This is a genomic window from Thiomicrorhabdus chilensis DSM 12352, assembly GCF_000483485.1.
GTDB classification, from domain to species: Bacteria; Pseudomonadota; Gammaproteobacteria; order Thiomicrospirales; family Thiomicrospiraceae; genus Thiomicrorhabdus; species Thiomicrorhabdus chilensis.
Map to the genome: position 1 here is coordinate 2,423,456 of NZ_KI519609.1, position 18,542 is coordinate 2,441,997.

Below are 18,542 nucleotides of genomic sequence, written 5' to 3' on the forward strand. Positions count from 1 at the left end.
ATGAGATAAAAAACATGAAAAAAGCACTGATTTTGGGTTTAAGCTTAGTGTCCATTGCGTCTCATGCGCAAACCACTGTCACACCCGAAAACGGTGCACAAAATCTCACCGAGGTCGTACCCGACGCTTATAACGTATGCATTCACAATATGCTTCTAAACGGCGCCGACACCCTCACGGTCGGAGAAATACGCCAACAATGTTCCGAAGCCAAAGCTCCCGAACAACCACTGACCAAACGTCGCCTAAGCGAAGTCCTGACCGAAAAAAATCCGTTTGTCATCACGCCGCACCGACTCAATTACGCATTGTTCGGCTATTACATGCCCTCAGTCAACCAGACTCCTTTTCAGGAACAAGATCCCGACACCCCGTTGCATTTTGAGAATACCGAGATGCAGTTCCAGCTGAGTTTCAAGTTCCCGCTCGCCAAAAACGTAATTTACGACACCTTCGATATCTATGCCGCCTACACCAACCGTTCGTTTTGGCAGTTTTTCGATGACAAGGACTCCATCCCTTTCCGGGAAACCAATCATGAACCGGAGATATGGGCGGAATTCCATGCCAATTTGGATTTTTTCGACTTCAACCTGCACAAAGTGCTGATTGGCTTGAATCACCAGTCCAACGGCCAGAGCGGCACCCTATCGCGAGGCTGGAACCGCCTGTTCGTGCAAGGCTTATTGCAACGCCCTGAAGGCTATTTAAGTTTCAAAACCTGGCAACGATTTGAAGAACAGGATGAGTTCGATAACAGCTTTGATTATGCCAAGTACCTAGGGGATTATGAGATTGAACTCGGTTACCAGTTTAAAAAACACACACTGGGCGTGACCTTGCGCAACCGTTATTTGCTGAACCAGTACGGCTCCGCGCAACTCGACTATACTTATCCGCTGACCAAAAAGATCAAAGGTTACGTGCAGTGGTTTCACGGTTATGGCGACAGCCTGATTGATTTAGACTACCATAGCAACAAAATCGGCATTGGCATTGTGCTGGCGGACCGGATATAAACCCTAAGAAACAGCATCCCTCACAAGGAATCAGGCTATGCAGCCCAGCTCGTTTAAAAAACTCATGCGCAAACAGATTTTGCTGGCGATTCTCATCAGCTTCATCATCGCTCTGCCGGTTAGTTTGATTCCGGGTTACTTCATTCTCAAAGCCAATATCGAAAACGACATCAAGACCCTAAAAAAGCACTCTGAACAGCAGGTAAACCAATATCTGGCAACCGGCTGGCAAACGCATAACATTGAAGCTTTGCTGAAAACCTTAAACCAAACCGAACCCATGGCCAACTTTTACCTAAGGAAAGGCCCGGCTTTTACTGATCCAAACACAGTGCAAACTCACGCCCTCCATGCCAACGATGAACCTCCCGTTATCGACGCCTTGATTGATGAAATTGAAGGAACTAAAAAGGCCACCTTTTCAACGGAATTAACCGATGGTTATCTCTACGCCGCCTATCCGGTGCAGTTCCAACAGAACTGTTTAAGCTGCCACGCCGAAGCCGTCAGAGCCGGCCAGATCTTTGTCGGCCAGCACGCCGGCACCATCGCCTTCAAGGCGCCCATTTCGCTTTCCAATGTGTCGTCACTGTCAACGCTGCTGTTTTTCGTCACCTTTTTTGCCGCTTTCATTTTAATCGGGCTGTTTTTGACCGAGCGTTTTCTGCAAGCCAAATTGATGCTCCCCCTGCAAAACCTTTCAGGCAGAATCAGCGACTTGAAGCTGGACACACACAATCAGAAAATTGACTGGCAAAGAACCCCGCAAGACGTTCTTGAGATTGATCAAATGGATGCCAAGATAAGCGAACACATTCACACCATCCAACGCATCTACAACAAACTCGATGCGCTGATCGTCACTGAACACGAAACCGGGCTGTTCCACCGTGAACGCTTCAATGAAGTGATGCAATACGAACTGCTTCGCAGCCGACGTTACCAACATCCGCTGTCATTGATTGTAATTAAACTTAATGGGGTCACCCCGGGTAAAAACACACCGAAAACCGATACGGAAAGCAGTCCAGAGCAGGAAAATGAGGTGCAAACCTTCGGTCGTCTAATCATTCAAGGCACTCGGGTCACCGACTTGGCATTTCGAATCAGCGACAACCTCTTCGTGGTGATTGCACCGGAAACGGATGCCCAGAATGTCCAGGTCATGCAACAGCACTTGCGCCAGTGTCTGATGCAGGGTTTCACCGAGTCGAATAGAGGTGAATCGGCACTAGATTATCAATTTGAGTTCAAGATGGGATGCGCCAGCTACGGCGAAGAAGACGGCACCTTTGCCAAGCAGATACTGCACAGCGCAACACAGCGCATGCAGCAGGATCGCCCGCAACAATAAACTTGCGTTTCACCGCGCTGGGAGATGGTCATATTCCTGAAAAGAAAAGCCAAGCTATCTGAGCAAAGCCAAAATCAACCCGGTTCGTCAGAGGCGGTGCCCGCAGGTTTTTTCTCCAATTGCAAAATGGCCTGCTTATAAATCAAAGCCGCTTGTCGCTCTTCGCCTTCGGATTCATAACATTGCGCCAGCGCATGAAAGGTCTCGATCTCCGCTCGCAAACCCAAACTCTTTTTCAAATAACTCTGGCCGCGACCCCATAGCTGGCTTCGACAAGCCAAACGCCCTAAACTCAACAGCAGAACCGGATTTTCCGGCTGCAATTTCAGCCAAGGTTCGGCCTTTTTAAGACGCTCAAACGCAGGCCCGATGCTCAAGCGTCCGTATTGATAAACCAAACGGTCATTCCACTGCTTCTTGAGACTTTTTTCAATCCATTCCGCCAGCCCCACTTCCTGTTGCCACCCCAGGCGTTGCTCGACATACTCGGCCAAAATCGGCGCGGTCAATTTCTGGCGGTTATCCAACTGCTGCCAAATCGATTCCAAACGCTCTTCAGTAGAGGCATTGGCAAGTTTGCCAGCCCATAACTCCACCTCAATCTCGGCATAGTCGTCACGTCCAACGGAACGACAACGTTTCAATTCCGGCATCAGTGTTTCCAGGCGTTCCCACAGGTGCAACTCACGCAACAGCCGCGCATATTCCACCAAAATAGTTTGCTGTTTGGGCTGCTGCTCATGCAAGGTTTCCAGAATGGTCAGGGCCACTTCAGGATTGTCGTCGCTGAGCAGACGCGCCTCCACTAAACCAATGGTGACATACTCATCCGGATATTCGGAACGAGCCTGCGCCAGATACTGATCACGCCGCGCCCAGGCCTGCTGATTATCAGCCATTTTGGCGGCGCTCAAGTAATGCACCAAACCGGCTTCACTGTGTTTTGCGCTTTTAATCAACTGCTTTTCGGCTTTTTGCCAATCGCCGTATTCCAGTGCGATCATGCCTTTCGCCATGGCATTTTCGGCCTTGGTATAACGTTTCATGCGGCTTCGGTTGCGCCAAAACGCCGGAAAATGCCAGAGATTAAGCAACAGGCGAATTAACAGATAAACCAATAAAAAACCAACCACCGCGCTGGCCAGCGCAAAGCTCAAGCTGGTTTCGATGACCCAATCTCCCCACACCATCGAAAGATGGCCGTTGTCATGCAACATCAAGCTCGCCAACAGGGTACTAACCCCAAACACAATCGCCCAAATAATGACCTGTTTCATATGCTTTTTATAAGCCCTTTATTAATTTATGGCTGAACGGCATCAAACCCTTCCTGCCGGCTGGCCACAATGATATTCAAGGTTTCTCTGTGCGATACAGACTGAACCGAAACCTCACTGAGCGCCGCTTCAAAAGCCGATATCTGCTGAGGGAAATGCTGGCTCACAAAGACCTTGATCTGCTCACTTGCCTGTTCTACCTGCTCTGCCGATTGAGTGGTGAAAGCCCAATCCAGACGGTCAATCAACAAACTCAAACGCTGTTTGAGCACATCAAAACGCAATAAAGATTCCACCGCTGACAAGGACTCACTGTCCTCACGTTTTTTAAGGCTGACGAGTCCGCTGAACTTATTCAACAGTTTGTCGACTGTTGATGCGGATTCCGCTCCAGGCTCCTGCACCGAGAGTTCGGAAGCCTGCAAGGAAGGTTCGGAAAGCTGCTCAACCAGTGCATGGAGTTTGTCGATAACGGCTACCTGCTGTGCCTGCTGACTCTGCTGACCGGCCGCAAACTGTTTGACATAACTCAAATCCTCACCGATACGACGCGCCACTTCGGTTTTGACGGCGATCTCACTCAAAGCCACAGCCTGCTCCAGTGCCAAAAGTTGCTGTTGGGTTTTCTGAGCATTGCCGTCCAGCAACCATTGCGTATTGATGGCGACCATCCACTGCTGGATCTGCAGGTTGCTTAGGGGCGCGGGTGTTGTGGACGGCTTTGCCTGCTGAGGCTGGTTTTCCTGCTTGGCCTTAAAATCCAACAGCTGCGCCAATTCTTCACCCACCTGGCTCAACTCAGACTGAACGTTCTCCTTAAACTGTTTGAGTGACTGCACATCCTGGTCAGACGGTTGCAAAGCCTGCTGTGCTTTATCGGCAAGTGTTTCCCACTTGCTTTCAGCCTGATCCCCAATGATTTTCAGCTGTTGCTGCAACTCTTGTTTCACCGTGCTGACCTGATCGGCGACTTCAGCCTTTAACGCATCCAGATCGCCCTGACTGACCAAAGGCTGGTTTTCAGGCCGGTTGAGCACCTCAGTGATCTTTTTATCAATCTCCTGTTGCTGCTGTTCGACCTTGCTCACCAATAGTTGATTGGTCTCATGCAGCTGCGCAACTTGAGATTGCAGTCGGTTAATATGTTCAATCTGCCAATCCTGGTCGGGACGCGTATAAAACAAGGTGGCCACCACCACCGCCAACATCAGCATCCACAACAGCGACTTTTTCAACCATACAGGCACCCCTCCAGCAGGCTTGGGCCCGTTTCCGGCCGATGCTTTTGTTTGCCCATCCTGACTGGCCCGCTTGTCCGAAAACGCTTTTTTTGAGGCCGACTGTGTCCGCTTGGAAGCGGAATCCTTTTTCGAATCTTGAGCACTCTTCTGGACAGAGTCTTGGGAGGAGTTATTAGGTTGATCCACCACTTCACCGTCAATCACACGACGTTCTGCTTTAGGGGTTACCGGTTCTGTCATTTTCGCTTTTCCTTAGCCTGTCGATTCTTTGCGTGCTAACGCTTACTTGCCATAATATCATTGATTATACAGTCTACAATGCCTGCATCGCTGTGCGTTTTCACCACCGCGATTTTACCGCGCCAACCTTGCGACTTGGCCCACTGCCGAATGCGTTCGCTGAACACCACCAGTGGCTGGAGTAACAACCAATCCGACCAGGCCTGTTCATTTTCAGACGACTCTTTTTGCACCCTTTGCAAAGCCTCCAGCAAATACGCCAGACTGGTCAAACTGGTGGCCAACACCACCGGATTGGAGGCGCTTTTGAATTGAGACCAAACCTCTTTACATAAAGGACACGGAATACGCCGGTAAAGTGTCCAGCTTTGCACCTGTGCGCCTCGTTGCAAAAAACGGCTTTCCAGCAAATCCCGTCCGTTTGCACCTTTGACGATTAAAATCCGCTGACCTTGCAACTGCTGCAAATCGTCGCGTTCCAGCAAGGATTCGCTGTCGTAAAACCCGCCTTCAGCGGTCTGCATCGGCAAACCATAGAGCGCGCCCGCCTTGAGCGTGGCTTGCCCGATGGCATAAAGCGCCACCTGTGGCGAAAAAGCGGACAGGGCATCGGAACCCAGCCGAGAGACAAACTCCTTGACCGCGTTGGCACTGATAAACAAGACCTTATCAAACTCGGTCAAATTGAAATCATCCTCCGCAATCGGCATGGATTCGATGGCGATGGTCGGGCATGCAAATGCCTCACCACCCGCCTGCTTCACCAAGTCCGCTAAAGCTACAGCCTGATGTTCGGGCCGCGTGTTAAGCAAGCTGAACCTTGCGCTCGTAGTTGACATCATGGTCACTTATCGCGATTTAGGACTCGCGCTCTGCGGAATAAACTTCGTCCAGAATCGCCTTGGCTCCCTGGCCCAGCAAATCTTCCGCCAAGGCCACACCCAAAGCATGCGCATCTTTTTGCGGACCTTCAATGTTCGCTCTCAGGATGGTTGAACCGTCCAGAGCCCCCACCAAACCGCGCATTTTGATCTGTTCGCCGTGCAGTTCGGCGAACACCCCGATCGGCACCTGACAGCCGCCTTCCAAACGGTGGTTCATGGCGCGCTCTGCGGTGGTACGAATTTCGGTATCGGTGTGGTTGAGCACCTTGATGATTTCCAAGGTTTCCTCATCTTTGGCGAAATACTCAATTCCCAAAGTTCCCTGTGTCACCGCAGGCAGGCACACCTCCGGCGTGAGTTCATGGCGGATACGCTCATCCAGCTTCAGGCGCTGTAATCCCGATGTGGCCAATACAATCGCATCGTATTCTCCGGCGTCCAGCTTGCCCAAACGGGTACCGACATTTCCGCGCAAATCGCGCACATCCAAATCCGGACGCTTCGCCATCAATTGCGCTTTACGGCGCAAGCTGGAAGTTCCCAAAATCGCGCCTTGCGGAAGATCTTCAAAAGAAGCGTGATTGTTGGAGACAAAAGCGTCGGTCGGTGCATGACGTTCCAGAATGGCACCCAAGGCAAACCCTTCAGGCAGCTCCATCGGCACATCCTTCATCGAATGCACGGCGATGTCCGCTTCACCATCCATCATACGGTCTTCAAGCTCTTTGGTGAACAAACCCTTACCGCCGATTTTCGCCAAGGGCACATCCAAAATCTTGTCGCCTTTGGTGCTCATCGGCAGAAGCTCAATTTGCAAACCCGGATGCGCTTTTTCAAGTTCCGCTTTGACAAATTCGGCCTGCCACATGGCTAAAGGGCTTTTTCGGGTGGCGATGCGTAAGGTTTTTTTCATAATGCTTTCCAATGTTTTCGACTTGCCGGGCAAAAATGCCGGATTATTTTGAGGGATTTATTTTAGATTTAATTTACTTTAGCCATTTTACTGAAAACAGTTGCAAAGTTTTAGTTAAAATAATGCCTTATTGAGCGTTTTTCACAAACCCATTAAGCGGAGTTCACCGACTTTGTTCGATCTCGTCAGGCTGTTTAGGCAATCTTACAAACAGGTAACGGTCCTGTTTATGACAGGTATGCTGCTAAGCTTTACGCTGGCTAGCTACGCTCAAAGGGCCGATGCTGGAAAAGCCGCTTCGTTTCAGGAGTTGCAAAATCTCCAACAACTGGCAGAAGAGGCCAAACAGACAGGCCTGCCGATTATGCTGATGTTCGGTGCCGAATGGTGCGAATTCTGTGAGCAACTGGTCGAAGAGGTGTTTAACCCGATGTCAATGCGCGGCAACTACGACGGCAAGGTGGTGCTGATGCGCCACGTAGGGGTGGATGAACAGCAGACCATTCCCGGCTTACGGGGTGAACCTATCAAAAAATCGGAATGGGCTTATGCATTGAATGCAGACCTGACCCCGACGGTGATTTTTTTGGATGGTGACGGCCGCGAAGTGGCGCCGCGCATCGTAGGCATATCCAACATTCACATGTACGCCGGGGTGATTCATCGGAATTTGAATATCGCCTACCGAAATATGGGGCTGACATTGCGCATTCCTGCTACGCCTGAGCTGTATGAAATACAGCTCCAGAAAAAGTCGCTTAACCCTTAAAATTTTGTAATTCTTTGAGAGAGTCATGACAACACAGAGCAATCAACACAATCAAGAAAAACTATCCAGCGCACGTTTCAGCGAATCGACCGATGCGTTTGTTGAGGAATTTACCGCATCGATCCAGTTTGATAACCGCATGTACAAGCAGGATATCCAAGGCTCCAAAGCGCACGCCAAGATGCTCACCAAAGTCGGCATTCTCAATGAGCAGGAACTCGAAGACATCCTCAACGGCTTGACCCAGATTCAAGCAGACATCGAAGCCGGCAAGGTGGAATGGTCCATCAAGCAGGAAGATATTCACATGAATATCGAATCGCGCCTGACCAACCTGATTGGCATCACCGGCAAAAAACTGCATACCGGGCGTTCGCGCAACGACCAGGTGGCGACCGACATCCGCCTGTATCTTCGTGACGAAATCGATGCCATCCTGCCGGAAATGAAACGACTGCTGACAGGCCTGGTTGAATTGGCGGAACGTGAAGCCGATACCATCATGCCCGGTTTCACCCATCTGCAAACCGCCCAGCCGGTGACCTTTGGCCATCACATGCTGGCCTGGTTCGAAATGATCAAACGCGACATCGAACGTCTTGAGGACTGCCGCAAACGTGTCAATACGCTTCCTTTAGGCTCCGCGGCTTTGGCCGGCACCACCTACCCGATTGATCGCGCCTACACGGCTGAACTGCTTGGCTTTGAGCGCATCAGTGAAAACTCATTGGACGGCGTATCCGACCGCGATTTCGCCATCGAGTTCACCGCCTTTGCCGCCACTCTGATGATGCATCTATCGCGTTTTTCCGAAGAACTGGTTTTATGGTCTTCGGCGCAGTTCCAGTTCATCGACCTGCCGGATCGTTTCTGTACCGGCTCATCGATTATGCCACAAAAGAAAAACCCGGATGTGCCGGAACTGGTGCGCGGCAAAAGCGGACGTGTTTACGGTCACCTGATGAGCCTTTTGACGCTGATGAAGTCGCAGCCTTTGGCCTACAATAAAGACAACCAGGAAGACAAGGAGCCGTTGTTTGATACGGTGGATACGGTACGCGGAAGCTTGCGTGCCTTTGCCGATATGGTTCCGGCCATCATCGTCAAACGTGAAATGACTTATGAGGCCGCCAAACGCGGTTTCTCGACCGCCACCGACCTGGCCGATTATCTGGTAGGCAAAGGCTTGGCGTTCCGCGATTCCCATGAAGTGGTCGGTCTGGCCGTGGCGCACGGCATTCAAAGCGGGCAGGACTTGTCGGAAATGTCACTGGAAACTCTGCAGGGCTTCTGCGACAAAATCGAAAACGATGTGTTTGACGTACTGACTCTGGAAGGGTCGGTTGCTGCACGCGACCACCTTGGCGGCACCGCACCCAATCAAGTGCGCGCGGCAGCAGCACGCGCCAAAACCTGGTTGAAATGACCGGGAAATCCGATCATCTGACCAGGCCTGTTCACTTTGGGCAGGCCTGGTCAAAAAAGCCAAATCGACAATAATATTCCCTGGGCATTTGCCTTTTATTAAGACTTAAGTGTGAGACTTAAGCGCTTTGGCTATTGGGCTCATCAATCAAATCCGAATAAGGGACCACCTTGTTTCGCCCGCTTTCCTTGGCTTGATACAACGCCTGATCCGCATGGTGTAACATCTCCATCTCATCCCCAACCTGGTTCTGAGGGAAGGACACATAACCCAAACTGACGGTGAACTGAATTTCCTGATCGTTGATTTTAAGACGCGAATCTTCCACCAAACGGCGGATACGTTCTGCGGTATTCCAACAGTTCTGTTCGGAAGCACCCGGTAGAATCACCAAAAACTCCTCGCCGCCATAACGCGCCAAGACATCGCCTTCTCTCAGGGTTCCCAAAATGGTCTTGGTGACCAGAACGATGGCCTTATCGCCCAGCAAATGTCCGTAAGTGTCGTTGATCTTTTTGAAGTGGTCGATATCAATCATTAACACGCCCAATGGTGAATCATTGCGCTGGGTACGCTTGAACTCTTCCTTAAGGCGCTTAAGACCAAATCGGCGGTTGTAGATATTGGTCAAACCGTCCAAGGCCGCCAGACGCTGCAGGCTTTCGTGGGCGATGGCGTTATTCAGCGCCAATCCCATGCCCTGACGGAACATGTTGATCATACTCAGCGAAGGTTCGTCGATGTGTACCGGCGAGGCCAGCACAAACACACCCAGATTGCGCTGCTTGAACAGAATCGGCACAATCACCACCTCTTGTGGACGGAAACGGGTTAGAAGCCCATCCACCTGAATGTTTTCCGGCAAGGTGATGCGCTCAATGCGCGAATCGTCCATCGCCTGATGAATATAAGCGTGTTGCGCCAATTGCTCGGAATCGACAATGCCTTGCGCATACACCATCTTCATCTCGCCTTCGTATTCGACGTACAAACCGCCGGCGCTGCACATGGTGTGCTCAATCAGCAGATGCAAGGCATCCTTGGCCAAGCCGTCCAATTCCAGATTCGAGGAGAGTGCTTTGGAAAAATTGGTGTACACATATTCGACTTCATGCGCGCTTTGCAGCGCCTGCACCATCTCGTTGAAGGCCCGGGCGCTGTCACCAAACTCGTCATCCGACACGGCTTCGATGAAACAGGAATCGCCCATGCAATGCGCATCCGACTCTTGATAGGTTTTGTCGTTGACCGTTTCCTTGATGAGTTTCATACGGTCCGCCAACTCTTTCAAATGCGGGCGTACCACAAAATGCACCAGGCCAAAATTCATGATGCCCATGAAGAAGCCAGCCATCAAAGAGGCGGTATAAAACAGTGGCGTCATCACATTGCTTTCCGGTACTCCGAGCAAAATCATAAACGGTGGGAAAATGAAACCAACCACCAACCCCAAAGTGACCATCCACAAAAACTGATCGGTAAAAATCTTACTGGTGATTCTGGGCATGTGCATAGGTTATTTTGTCCTGTCGTTTATAGTAAGAGCGCTTTGCAAGAGTGAAAGGCAAAGGCTCAATAAGTCGTTAGTCCGGCAACTGAATCACGGAACGCACGGTCTTGCCTTGATAACGGAAACTGTTCAAAGCCGCCAGATCAATCAGGCAAGCCATTCCGACCACCTGATAGCCGACTTTTTCACACAGTTCGGCGGCCGCACCCATGGAACCGCCCGTGGCGATCAGGTCATCCAGCAATACGATTCGGCTGCCGTCACCCTGTTGCATTTCCAAGGTATCGGAGCCGTATTCCAGCCCGTAATCCACCGAAGCGCACACATTTGGCAATTTGCCCGGCTTTCGCACTTTAATGAAACCTTTATTGTGCTTGTAGGCCAAGGCGGAAGCGAAAATGAATCCTCGTGATTCAATGCCCGCCAAACAGTCAATTTCCGCCCATTCCTGCTCACTGAACAATTGACTCATGGCATCAATGGTTTCCACAAAATGGGTTTTCAACAATGGCGAAATATCGCTGAAGACAATGCCCGGCTTCGGGAAATCGGGAACGGCATCTAAATATTGGGCAAGCGGATGTAAAGACATGTCAGTTTCCTAATAACAAAAAAACAATCTTATCCAAATTGCCTCTATTAAAAAACATTATTCTCATATTCAGCGAAAATGATAATGAAATTTACTAATTAAGTTATAAGAAAAAACTCACCCGAACGGGTTAGGAATTTTAAAAGCAGGAAATTAGAACTCCGCTGGCTCATGAAAACTACCTTCAAAACCGAATGGACGCCTTATCATACGGAACAAGAAGCCGGTTACAATTTCAGTTCAACCAGTCTCGAAGAGGCTGCTTGATGGCCAGACTGAGCGGCCATTCGCAACCACGAAACCGCTCGCTCTTCATGCGCCTGCGTGCCCTGACCGTGCATTAACATGTCACCGATCTTATGCTGCGCATGCAAATTGCCCCTTAAAGCGGCAAACTCGTAAAGCCGGAACGCTTTTTGAAGGTTTTTCTGCAACCCCTCACCGCACTCAAACATTTCAGCCAGACAATAAGCGGCTTCGGGATGGCCCTTTTGATAGGCCTGCTGAAACAGATGCGCCGCCATGGGCAACGAGATCTCAATGCGAATGCCTTTTTGATACATCTTTGCAAGGGCCACTTCCGCGAGCGAATAAGACCTGAAAGCACAACTTTCATAGAGGTTAAAAGCGCTGTCCAGGTCACCCTGTTCTTCTAACTGTTGAGCTTGTTGGTAAATCGCATAAAGATAATGTGCATCGGCCAGCGCCAACATCGTGTCTTGAGGGTAGCTTTTGTAAGATTCAAACGTCTTCTTGCGCACCCATTCGGGCACCGTCCGTGTTTTGATCCAGGCCTTGAGTTCAGTCAGGCTCGGACGGTTTTGCGGATTTTTATCCGTCATCCAAACAATCAAATAACGCCAGAAAACCGGAAGCCGGTTGATTTTATGGATGGAGTGGCGAGCTTGCGCCCACATCTGATCCATTGGATTTTTAACTTTTTTTAGACGATAAATATGCTTGCCGGTCAGCGCAAAATATAACGTGCATCCCAGCTGGTAGATGTCACCTTTCTCATCATGCTGGCCATTGAGTCGCTCCGGCGGCGTATAACGATTGTCTTTCGGCAAGATTTCGCTTTCATAAGCGCTTAACGCCGGCATCGCCTGACGCCAATCCATCAAATAAAAACGCTTTTTACCCGCAAAAATCGTGTCCGGAGAGATGGCACTGTGCACAAAACCGACTCGGTGTACTTTATCCAGAACCGATACCATGTTCGCCAACAGTTTTTCGACCCGCTCAACCGCAAGCGGCTCTTTTTTGTGAACATAGGTCTGCAAGGTTTGTTTGCCCGGATCATTAAAAAACAGCAAATACTGCTTGCCGACTTTACGGATTTCATTGAAGTGAGTAAAACTCTTGAACTGGTTAAAGTAATGCAACAAGTCCTTTTGGCGCTTGATCGTATAATGATTCTGCAAATTATCCAATACCTGAACCAACTGTTTTTTGTCGCCTTTATCTCCACACTGAGTGACTCGATAAAAACAGACAGGCCTGTCGGTTTCCAGTGATTTGACTTTAGTCAAATCAGACTGCTGTTCCAACACTTCACCCAGATTATCAAGGTTTTTTGCCATTCACCGCTCCATTAATCATCGAACTTGCCAAACTGCCAAACCGGACAGGCCTGCTTATTTTTGATTTAAACTTTGAATTAAACCACAATCGGCTTTCATTCAACCATAAAAAAAGGCACCGTAAAAGGTGCCTTAAAATCAAAACGCTCGATTAATCGTTTTGATAATCGATGTTGTTGTCATCAATTTGAATGTTGAGTGTATCGTCATTATCCATAACGGTATCGATGACCACTTCGGTTTGAGTGCCAGCGCTCTCATCACCATTCGAATCAATCGTCACTTTTGTACTGTCATCATTCCCATCATTGTCGGTATCGATAGATTCAAACTGAAGATACTTTGAAAGGTCATTATCATCAATATTTGAACCATCCATCTCAATCACTTCACTGAGATCCAAGGTGTCTTGCTCTAGACCAAAGTTCTCAATCACGGTATCTGCAGTGATGGCAAATTGCTCAGCTTCATTATCATCGCCGTATAGGAAATGATCACCCTCTTCATTCACTTCCGTGACAGCCGTATCGCCATTACTGGCTTCGGTTGATGTCACTGCAGCATGAATCTCGGCTAACTGATCTTCATTCAAAGCGCCAGCGGTCGAGACCAGCTTGACATCGTCCGCTTCAAGGCTGACGCGGAAGGTTCCATCACCATTAGCAGTTACACCCGTTCCGGTAACAGAAACCGCACCCGATTCCGGCAATCCGCTAATGGTCACATCCGACAGTGATTCGCTGCCATCGGTATCGACCAGATTTGCGGACAAGTCCAATGAGTAGGTCAGGCTTTCAACGCCTGTACTTTGCTCTATTGTTTGTCCCAAACAAACTTGGCTCAGATCAACAGTTAAACCATCAAGCTCAATACTTTTTGGATCAACAAAATAACCATTATCACTCGCACCGCTTCCAGGTGAGTGAGCTTCGAACGCGACGTACATAAACGACGTGCTACTGGTAATATTGACAGTGCCATCTTTGTTCAACGTAAAGTCTGTGGGCGCTTCAATTTGGTCGCCATTTTCATCAAAAATTGACCAGCTACCATCAATGCTGGAAGATCCTTGAACCGTGTTTAAATCAAACGAAGCATTGCTAGTAGTTTCACCTAAGTTAATAACCAGCGTTTCATTATCGTCAATACCTTGCTCGCTTTCATTCGAGTTCCACTGAACACCAATGCCATATTGAGTATCAATGGCGGTCTCATTAACTGAATTGAACTTCAGCGATGCATTGCCATTGGACAAATTTCCACTATAAAAGTTATTGCCATTATAGGCATCAGCCGTGTAGCCGCTGTAAACTTCTTCTGTGGTGGTATTGATCTCTGGATCACCAACGGAAAGCGTCACATCAGGCGCATCCGCCACCGCGACCACCTTAACCGGCACTTCCAAAACATTGGAAACCGCACCATGCTCATCCTTGACCGATATATTCAGTTTCGGCTGAATATCACCCTGCAGACTGTAATCCGAATCGGTATTCGGCGTAAACGTCCAAGTGCCATCCTGGTTATTTGTCAGGCTGCCGGTTGACGCATCGGCCAATTCAACGCTGTTCACCGAAACCGTGTCACTATCCGCATCGGAAGCGTGTGCCAGAATCTGGGCTTCGGTCAATGTAATGGAGACGTCTTCCAGAGTTTGCAATTCACAAATAGTGGCCGCATATTCCGCTTCAATATACTGAACACTGAAGTTTGAATTGATGTTGTTTTCGACCACAGTGGTGAACTCAACCGTATCGAATTCAACACCGGAAACCGTGAATTCGTTGGTGGTGGCTAAGCCATCTCCATCGTTTCCTGCTCCGCTTTCCGAATCACGCTGAACATCACCTTCTGCCACTTTCACGCCGTCTTTATAGGCTTCCCAATGGGCTTTAGCATTGGCGTTATGAGATTCACTAAAGTTCCCCCCTAACGAAGCCAGACCAAACGTCATAGACGCGACCGAATCTGCAAATTCGAATACCAACTTCTCATCCACATTCGATTCAATTTGGTTGTCATCATTCGAACCAATTACGCCAATACCGGTGCCGTCGTGTGAGGCATTGTTATTGTTTCCAAACGCGACTCCTTTAACGGTGTCGCCTGCATAACCGGTTACGGTCACCTTACCGTCGTTAGAAGTTAAGACATTATTGGCGTCTAACGTCCCCCACTGAGCCAGAGTTCCATCATTGGCGTCAGACTTGGTTCCCATCAATACTGTTTCACCAGAACCTTGTGCAATGTCACACTCTAAAACAGGCGGTGTATTATCATCTGTTCCGTTTACCGTAATGGTTAAGGTCGCCTGATCGGTTTCACCGTGCTCATCTTCAATCGTATATACAAACGCATCGGTTGGGTGATCAGATGAAGTCAGATCGTTCACCGTATCGTTATCATGCAAGGTGTAGGTGTACTGACCGTCTGCAGCCAGGGTAAGCGTACCGTAAGTGCCGGTAAAGCTGCCCACCGTTGTGACTGCAAACTGGTCGCCTTGGGCATCCACGTCATTGTCTTTTACGTTGCCAGAGACCGAATTATCAGTATCTTCAGTGACTTCAGCGGCATCGTCAAATGCATCCAATGTGTTAGTAAACTCCGGAACAGGCGTATCGGTAGCAACATCAATCTGCACCTTAACCGTTTCACTGCTCAGGTCACTTTCACCAATGACTTTATACTCAAACTCAACACCACTGACTTCGTGGTAAGAAATGCCACCGATAAAGTAATCGCTGGAATCGGAAGTCTGACTACCTTGATTAACATAGGATTCACTACTGAAGATCAACTGGTCAAAAACCAAATTTTCTAGCGTGAAAGTCCCTGCATTAGAACCGGCACTGTTACTACCAAGTTTCTCAGGAGTCAGGGTAATATCTGCAACATCCTCAACATTGGAGAAACTGAAACTTCCTACTTCTTTACCGTCTAAATAGGCGTTGACATGACCAACTTCACCTTCACCTTTAATTAAATGGGTGATTGCAATTTCTGCATTGGTAACCGGATTCTTAAAGTCCATAATAAGAGATTCAGACAGCCCAGTTCTCGCATCATAACCTAACTGGCTTGACGGCCCGCCAGTTGCCTGGTTAACCCCAATACCATCTGCAGATACATAAGTGATGTCGGATTGTTCACCATTGGTATTTCTAGCAAACAAACTAACGTCCTCGCTTTCCCAACTGGCCTGCATTCCTTGATTGAACACATTACCCAATACTTGCTCTACTCCGCTTACTTCGACTTGGTCATGCGTCGCCACCCAGTAGACCTTGTCTGCTGTGGTCAATAAGGTGCTTACTTCGGCCAAGTTACTACTATCAAGTGCGACAAAGTCGGAACTTGTTTCAATGTAAACCGTGCCGTATGCTGGCAAGGAAGTAATGTCAAATTTAAGGTCACCTTCAGCCGTCTGCAAGTCTTCTCCACCTAAGTCAGCCGGATCACTGTTATCATTTTCGACAATACTCAAATCACCATCCAAGCCGCCGCCAATATCAATTTTCTTGAAGAAAGCGATTTGACTTTCATCTGGCGTGTTTGAATCTGACGCAAATGCAGCAAGGGCAACGGCATCAGAATCAAGGTTAGATGTTGTGCGAACCTCATCCGCAACCGGTGGAGACATCGGTTCAGCAGGGTTCAACTCACAACCTCCGATATCAACCATTACCGACATCGTATTACTGGTTTTATCGCCATCGGTTACGGTGAACTCAAATTCGCGAGGCGTTCTATCATCACTGCTGGATTCAAAAGTCAACGACTCCAGCGCCATTTCATAGGTTGCCACACTGGCACCGCCCGACAGGGTTACCACACCACCGTTAATGGAAGCGCTAATACCACTTGGCAGATTGTTGGCCGAAATGACATCACCAGCCATGAAGTTGGTCAATGTTAGCGTGGCACCTTCAAGATTGGCATCGTCAACATCGCTCAACTGAACATCTTGCAGAATGGTGTTGGCCGTACTGTGATCCACGCCGACCAGCTTGATGTTATCGATATAAGCCCCTAGGGTATCGCCATCATTTGCCCCTGCAAAGGTCAACTGTGCCGGAGAAACCACACTATCAAAGGTTGCGGTGATGGTCGTCCAACCATTTGCCGTAGAGGTGGCAACGACGTTATCAGCAGGATTAAACGACAAGTTACCGCTTGAATCCACATTGACCTCAACCGTATTACCACCGAAGCTGAAAGTCATGTCGCTGCTGTCTTTTGCATCAGGTCTTGGAATCATGTCAAACGTCAGAGTGAAGGAATCATTGGTTCCTAGATTCACACTGGTTGACAGCTCTGTGTCTGTTCCACTAGCATTATGCGGATCCAGCTCAACATAATGGTCACTGTCATTTGCAGTATCCAGACCATGCACACCATCGTTGTCTCTGACTTCGATGCCGGCATCATTCATCGTCCATGAAATACCACTATCGCTGACTAATACATTATCACCATTATCACCATGATCGATATACCAACCACTGGCTCCAGCACGATCACCTTCTCCTCGATTAATGCCTTCGAAATCCTCCGCCAGCAACACTGTTTCTGTCGGTACGCCTTGAGTTACACAAGGCTGAATTGTGATCACAACATCATCAAAATCACGGTCACCCAAAGACAGGTCTTCAAAGCCAATTACGATTCCATCGTTGGTTTCCGACATAGCCGCAACAGCATGGTCATGTCCATCGTTATTCAAATCATTGTCTGTGAAGTAAGCGGTTTTCTTTACGCCATCGACCAATAAGTCGCCGTTGCTATCAAACGTGATTTGTGAAGACAATGACACTCCCTTATCACCACCATCTGGGATAATAAAGAATCCAACATTACCTGACAGGTTGTTCAAAGTACCCAACATTTCAGATTGCGAGCCCACCATGCTTTCATCTTCAATGTAAATAATTTGAGCGCTAAGTGGCTGGCCGTTTTCATCTGCCGTATAGAAACCGATTGCATTGTGATAACCCGCTTGACCACCGTTGTAGGTCACCGCCATACTGGAATTGCCATCCCCCATATTGATATTCAAATCACCGTTTTCGGCATTGAAAATCAAGCCTTTATCTCTGACGGTCAAATCATCTGCGCTGACTTGATCCAATACGCCATCTTCATTCGAATCCAGCAACCCATCCACCACATGCAACGGCTGATCGTTAGCGGTCACGGATTCAATCACAGGCGCATCGTCACGCCCTTCAATATTAATCGTCAAGGCTGCAGGATCAGAAGCCGGATTAACTCCGTCGCTGATTACGTAAGAAAACTCCACCGGCAAGCTATCGCCAGCATTAAGCGCCTGAACAGTCTCATTGGTTTCATTGACATCAAACGTAAAGGCACCCATGTTATTAATGGTTAAGGTACCGTAGTCAGTGACAATCGTTTCATCCGCACCGTTCACAGGCAAGGTATAAGTCGAGCCTGCAACCGAAACGGTCGCAACCACCGCCGATCCATTATTAGTGGTGTCGTTAGCCAATACATTACCGGAAGCCGACTGACCGTCATCTTTACCGGCAATGGTATCTACCGAATCTTCTGAGGCAACAAATTCATGTCCGCTTTCCGTTGCGCTGAATTCATCATCTTCGGCATCTGGAAGAACATCCTCGTCTGTGATCGTCGTGGTTACACTGTCGCTGCCAGTTTGGACGGCCGCTCCTTCGAACGCCGCACTGCTCGCACCGCTGATCGCAACGTTGTA

General features: G+C 48.9%; 12 protein-coding genes. 4 read left to right on the forward strand and 8 right to left on the reverse strand.

The window, feature by feature from the left end; genetic code table 11:
* Nucleotides 1-14: 14 nt before the first annotated feature.
* The gene (locus tag B076_RS0111510) at nucleotides 15-1,019 is read left to right on the forward strand and encodes a phospholipase A (protein ID WP_051347331.1); all 1,005 of its coding nucleotides are present in this window, start codon (nucleotides 15-17) and stop codon (nucleotides 1,017-1,019) included.
* 37 nt (nucleotides 1,020-1,056) lie between these two features.
* Entirely contained in the window at nucleotides 1,057-2,373 is a 1,317-nt protein-coding gene (locus B076_RS0111515) for a GGDEF domain-containing protein (RefSeq protein ID WP_028487455.1), read from the forward strand.
* Nucleotides 2,374-2,447: 74 nt separating this feature from the next.
* Here the strand turns inward: B076_RS0111515 and B076_RS0111520 are convergent, their stop codons facing one another.
* Genes B076_RS0111520 through hemC form a run of 4 tightly spaced genes read right to left on the reverse strand, consistent with a single transcriptional unit; the run spans nucleotide 2,448 to nucleotide 6,928 of the window.
* Nucleotides 2,448-3,650, reverse strand: coding sequence for a heme biosynthesis HemY N-terminal domain-containing protein (locus B076_RS0111520; protein WP_028487456.1), 1,203 nt, complete (start codon nucleotides 3,648-3,650; stop codon nucleotides 2,448-2,450).
* A 26-nt stretch (nucleotides 3,651-3,676) separates the two neighbouring features.
* On the reverse strand, nucleotides 3,677-5,131 hold the full coding sequence (locus tag B076_RS0111525) for a hypothetical protein (protein WP_028487457.1): 1,455 nt from the start codon (nucleotides 5,129-5,131) through the stop codon (nucleotides 3,677-3,679).
* A gap of 35 nt (nucleotides 5,132-5,166) precedes the next feature.
* Complete coding sequence (locus B076_RS0111530; RefSeq protein ID WP_084205774.1) at nucleotides 5,167-5,973, reverse strand: uroporphyrinogen-III synthase; 807 nt, start codon at nucleotides 5,971-5,973, stop codon at nucleotides 5,167-5,169.
* Nucleotides 5,974-5,989: 16 nt separating this feature from the next.
* Nucleotides 5,990-6,928, reverse strand: a complete 939-nt coding sequence (hemC, locus tag B076_RS0111535; RefSeq protein WP_028487459.1) for a hydroxymethylbilane synthase — start codon at nucleotides 6,926-6,928, stop codon at nucleotides 5,990-5,992.
* Nucleotides 6,929-7,157: 229 nt separating this feature from the next.
* On the opposite strand from hemC, the gene B076_RS0111540 reads away from it, so the two are divergent.
* A complete protein-coding gene (locus B076_RS0111540; protein WP_038150559.1) occupies nucleotides 7,158-7,697 on the forward strand; it encodes a thioredoxin family protein in 540 nt (179 codons plus the stop codon).
* Between the two features lie 25 nt (nucleotides 7,698-7,722).
* On the forward strand, nucleotides 7,723-9,123 hold the full coding sequence (gene argH, locus B076_RS0111545) for an argininosuccinate lyase (protein WP_028487461.1): 1,401 nt from the start codon (nucleotides 7,723-7,725) through the stop codon (nucleotides 9,121-9,123).
* Between the two features lie 118 nt (nucleotides 9,124-9,241).
* Here argH and B076_RS0111550 read toward each other — a convergent pair whose 3' ends face one another.
* The 4 genes from B076_RS0111550 to B076_RS0111565 all read right to left on the reverse strand — a co-directional run.
* Complete coding sequence (locus B076_RS0111550; protein WP_028487462.1) at nucleotides 9,242-10,636, reverse strand: GGDEF domain-containing protein; 1,395 nt, start codon at nucleotides 10,634-10,636, stop codon at nucleotides 9,242-9,244.
* A 70-nt stretch (nucleotides 10,637-10,706) separates the two neighbouring features.
* Nucleotides 10,707-11,225 (reverse strand): adenine phosphoribosyltransferase, encoded by a 519-nt coding sequence (locus B076_RS0111555; RefSeq protein ID WP_028487463.1) that lies wholly within the window; start codon nucleotides 11,223-11,225, stop codon nucleotides 10,707-10,709.
* 227 nt (nucleotides 11,226-11,452) lie between these two features.
* Nucleotides 11,453-12,808 (reverse strand): Sel1-like repeat-containing protein kinase family protein, encoded by a 1,356-nt coding sequence (locus tag B076_RS0111560; protein ID WP_028487464.1) that lies wholly within the window; start codon nucleotides 12,806-12,808, stop codon nucleotides 11,453-11,455.
* A gap of 151 nt (nucleotides 12,809-12,959) precedes the next feature.
* On the reverse strand, nucleotides 12,960-18,542 hold a 5,583-nt coding region (locus B076_RS0111565), incomplete at its 5' end, for a VCBS domain-containing protein (RefSeq protein ID WP_028487465.1).

Bases quoted from the DNA above. Each gene is read 5' to 3' on its own strand.
- B076_RS0111510 (WP_051347331.1), top strand. From the start codon at position 15: ATGAAAAAAGCACTGATTTTGGGTTTAAGCTTAGTGTCCATTGCGTCT.
- B076_RS0111515 (WP_028487455.1), top strand. From the start codon at position 1,057: ATGCAGCCCAGCTCGTTTAAAAAACTCATGCGCAAACAGATTTTGCTG.
- B076_RS0111520 (WP_028487456.1), bottom strand. From the start codon at position 3,650: ATGAAACAGGTCATTATTTGGGCGATTGTGTTTGGGGTTAGTACCCTG.
- B076_RS0111525 (WP_028487457.1), bottom strand. From the start codon at position 5,131: ATGACAGAACCGGTAACCCCTAAAGCAGAACGTCGTGTGATTGACGGT.
- B076_RS0111530 (WP_084205774.1), bottom strand. From the start codon at position 5,973: ATGATGTCAACTACGAGCGCAAGGTTCAGCTTGCTTAACACGCGGCCC.
- hemC (WP_028487459.1), bottom strand. From the start codon at position 6,928: ATGAAAAAAACCTTACGCATCGCCACCCGAAAAAGCCCTTTAGCCATG.
- B076_RS0111540 (WP_038150559.1), top strand. From the start codon at position 7,158: ATGACAGGTATGCTGCTAAGCTTTACGCTGGCTAGCTACGCTCAAAGG.
- argH (WP_028487461.1), top strand. From the start codon at position 7,723: ATGACAACACAGAGCAATCAACACAATCAAGAAAAACTATCCAGCGCA.
- B076_RS0111550 (WP_028487462.1), bottom strand. From the start codon at position 10,636: ATGCACATGCCCAGAATCACCAGTAAGATTTTTACCGATCAGTTTTTG.
- B076_RS0111555 (WP_028487463.1), bottom strand. From the start codon at position 11,225: ATGTCTTTACATCCGCTTGCCCAATATTTAGATGCCGTTCCCGATTTC.
- B076_RS0111560 (WP_028487464.1), bottom strand. From the start codon at position 12,808: ATGGCAAAAAACCTTGATAATCTGGGTGAAGTGTTGGAACAGCAGTCT.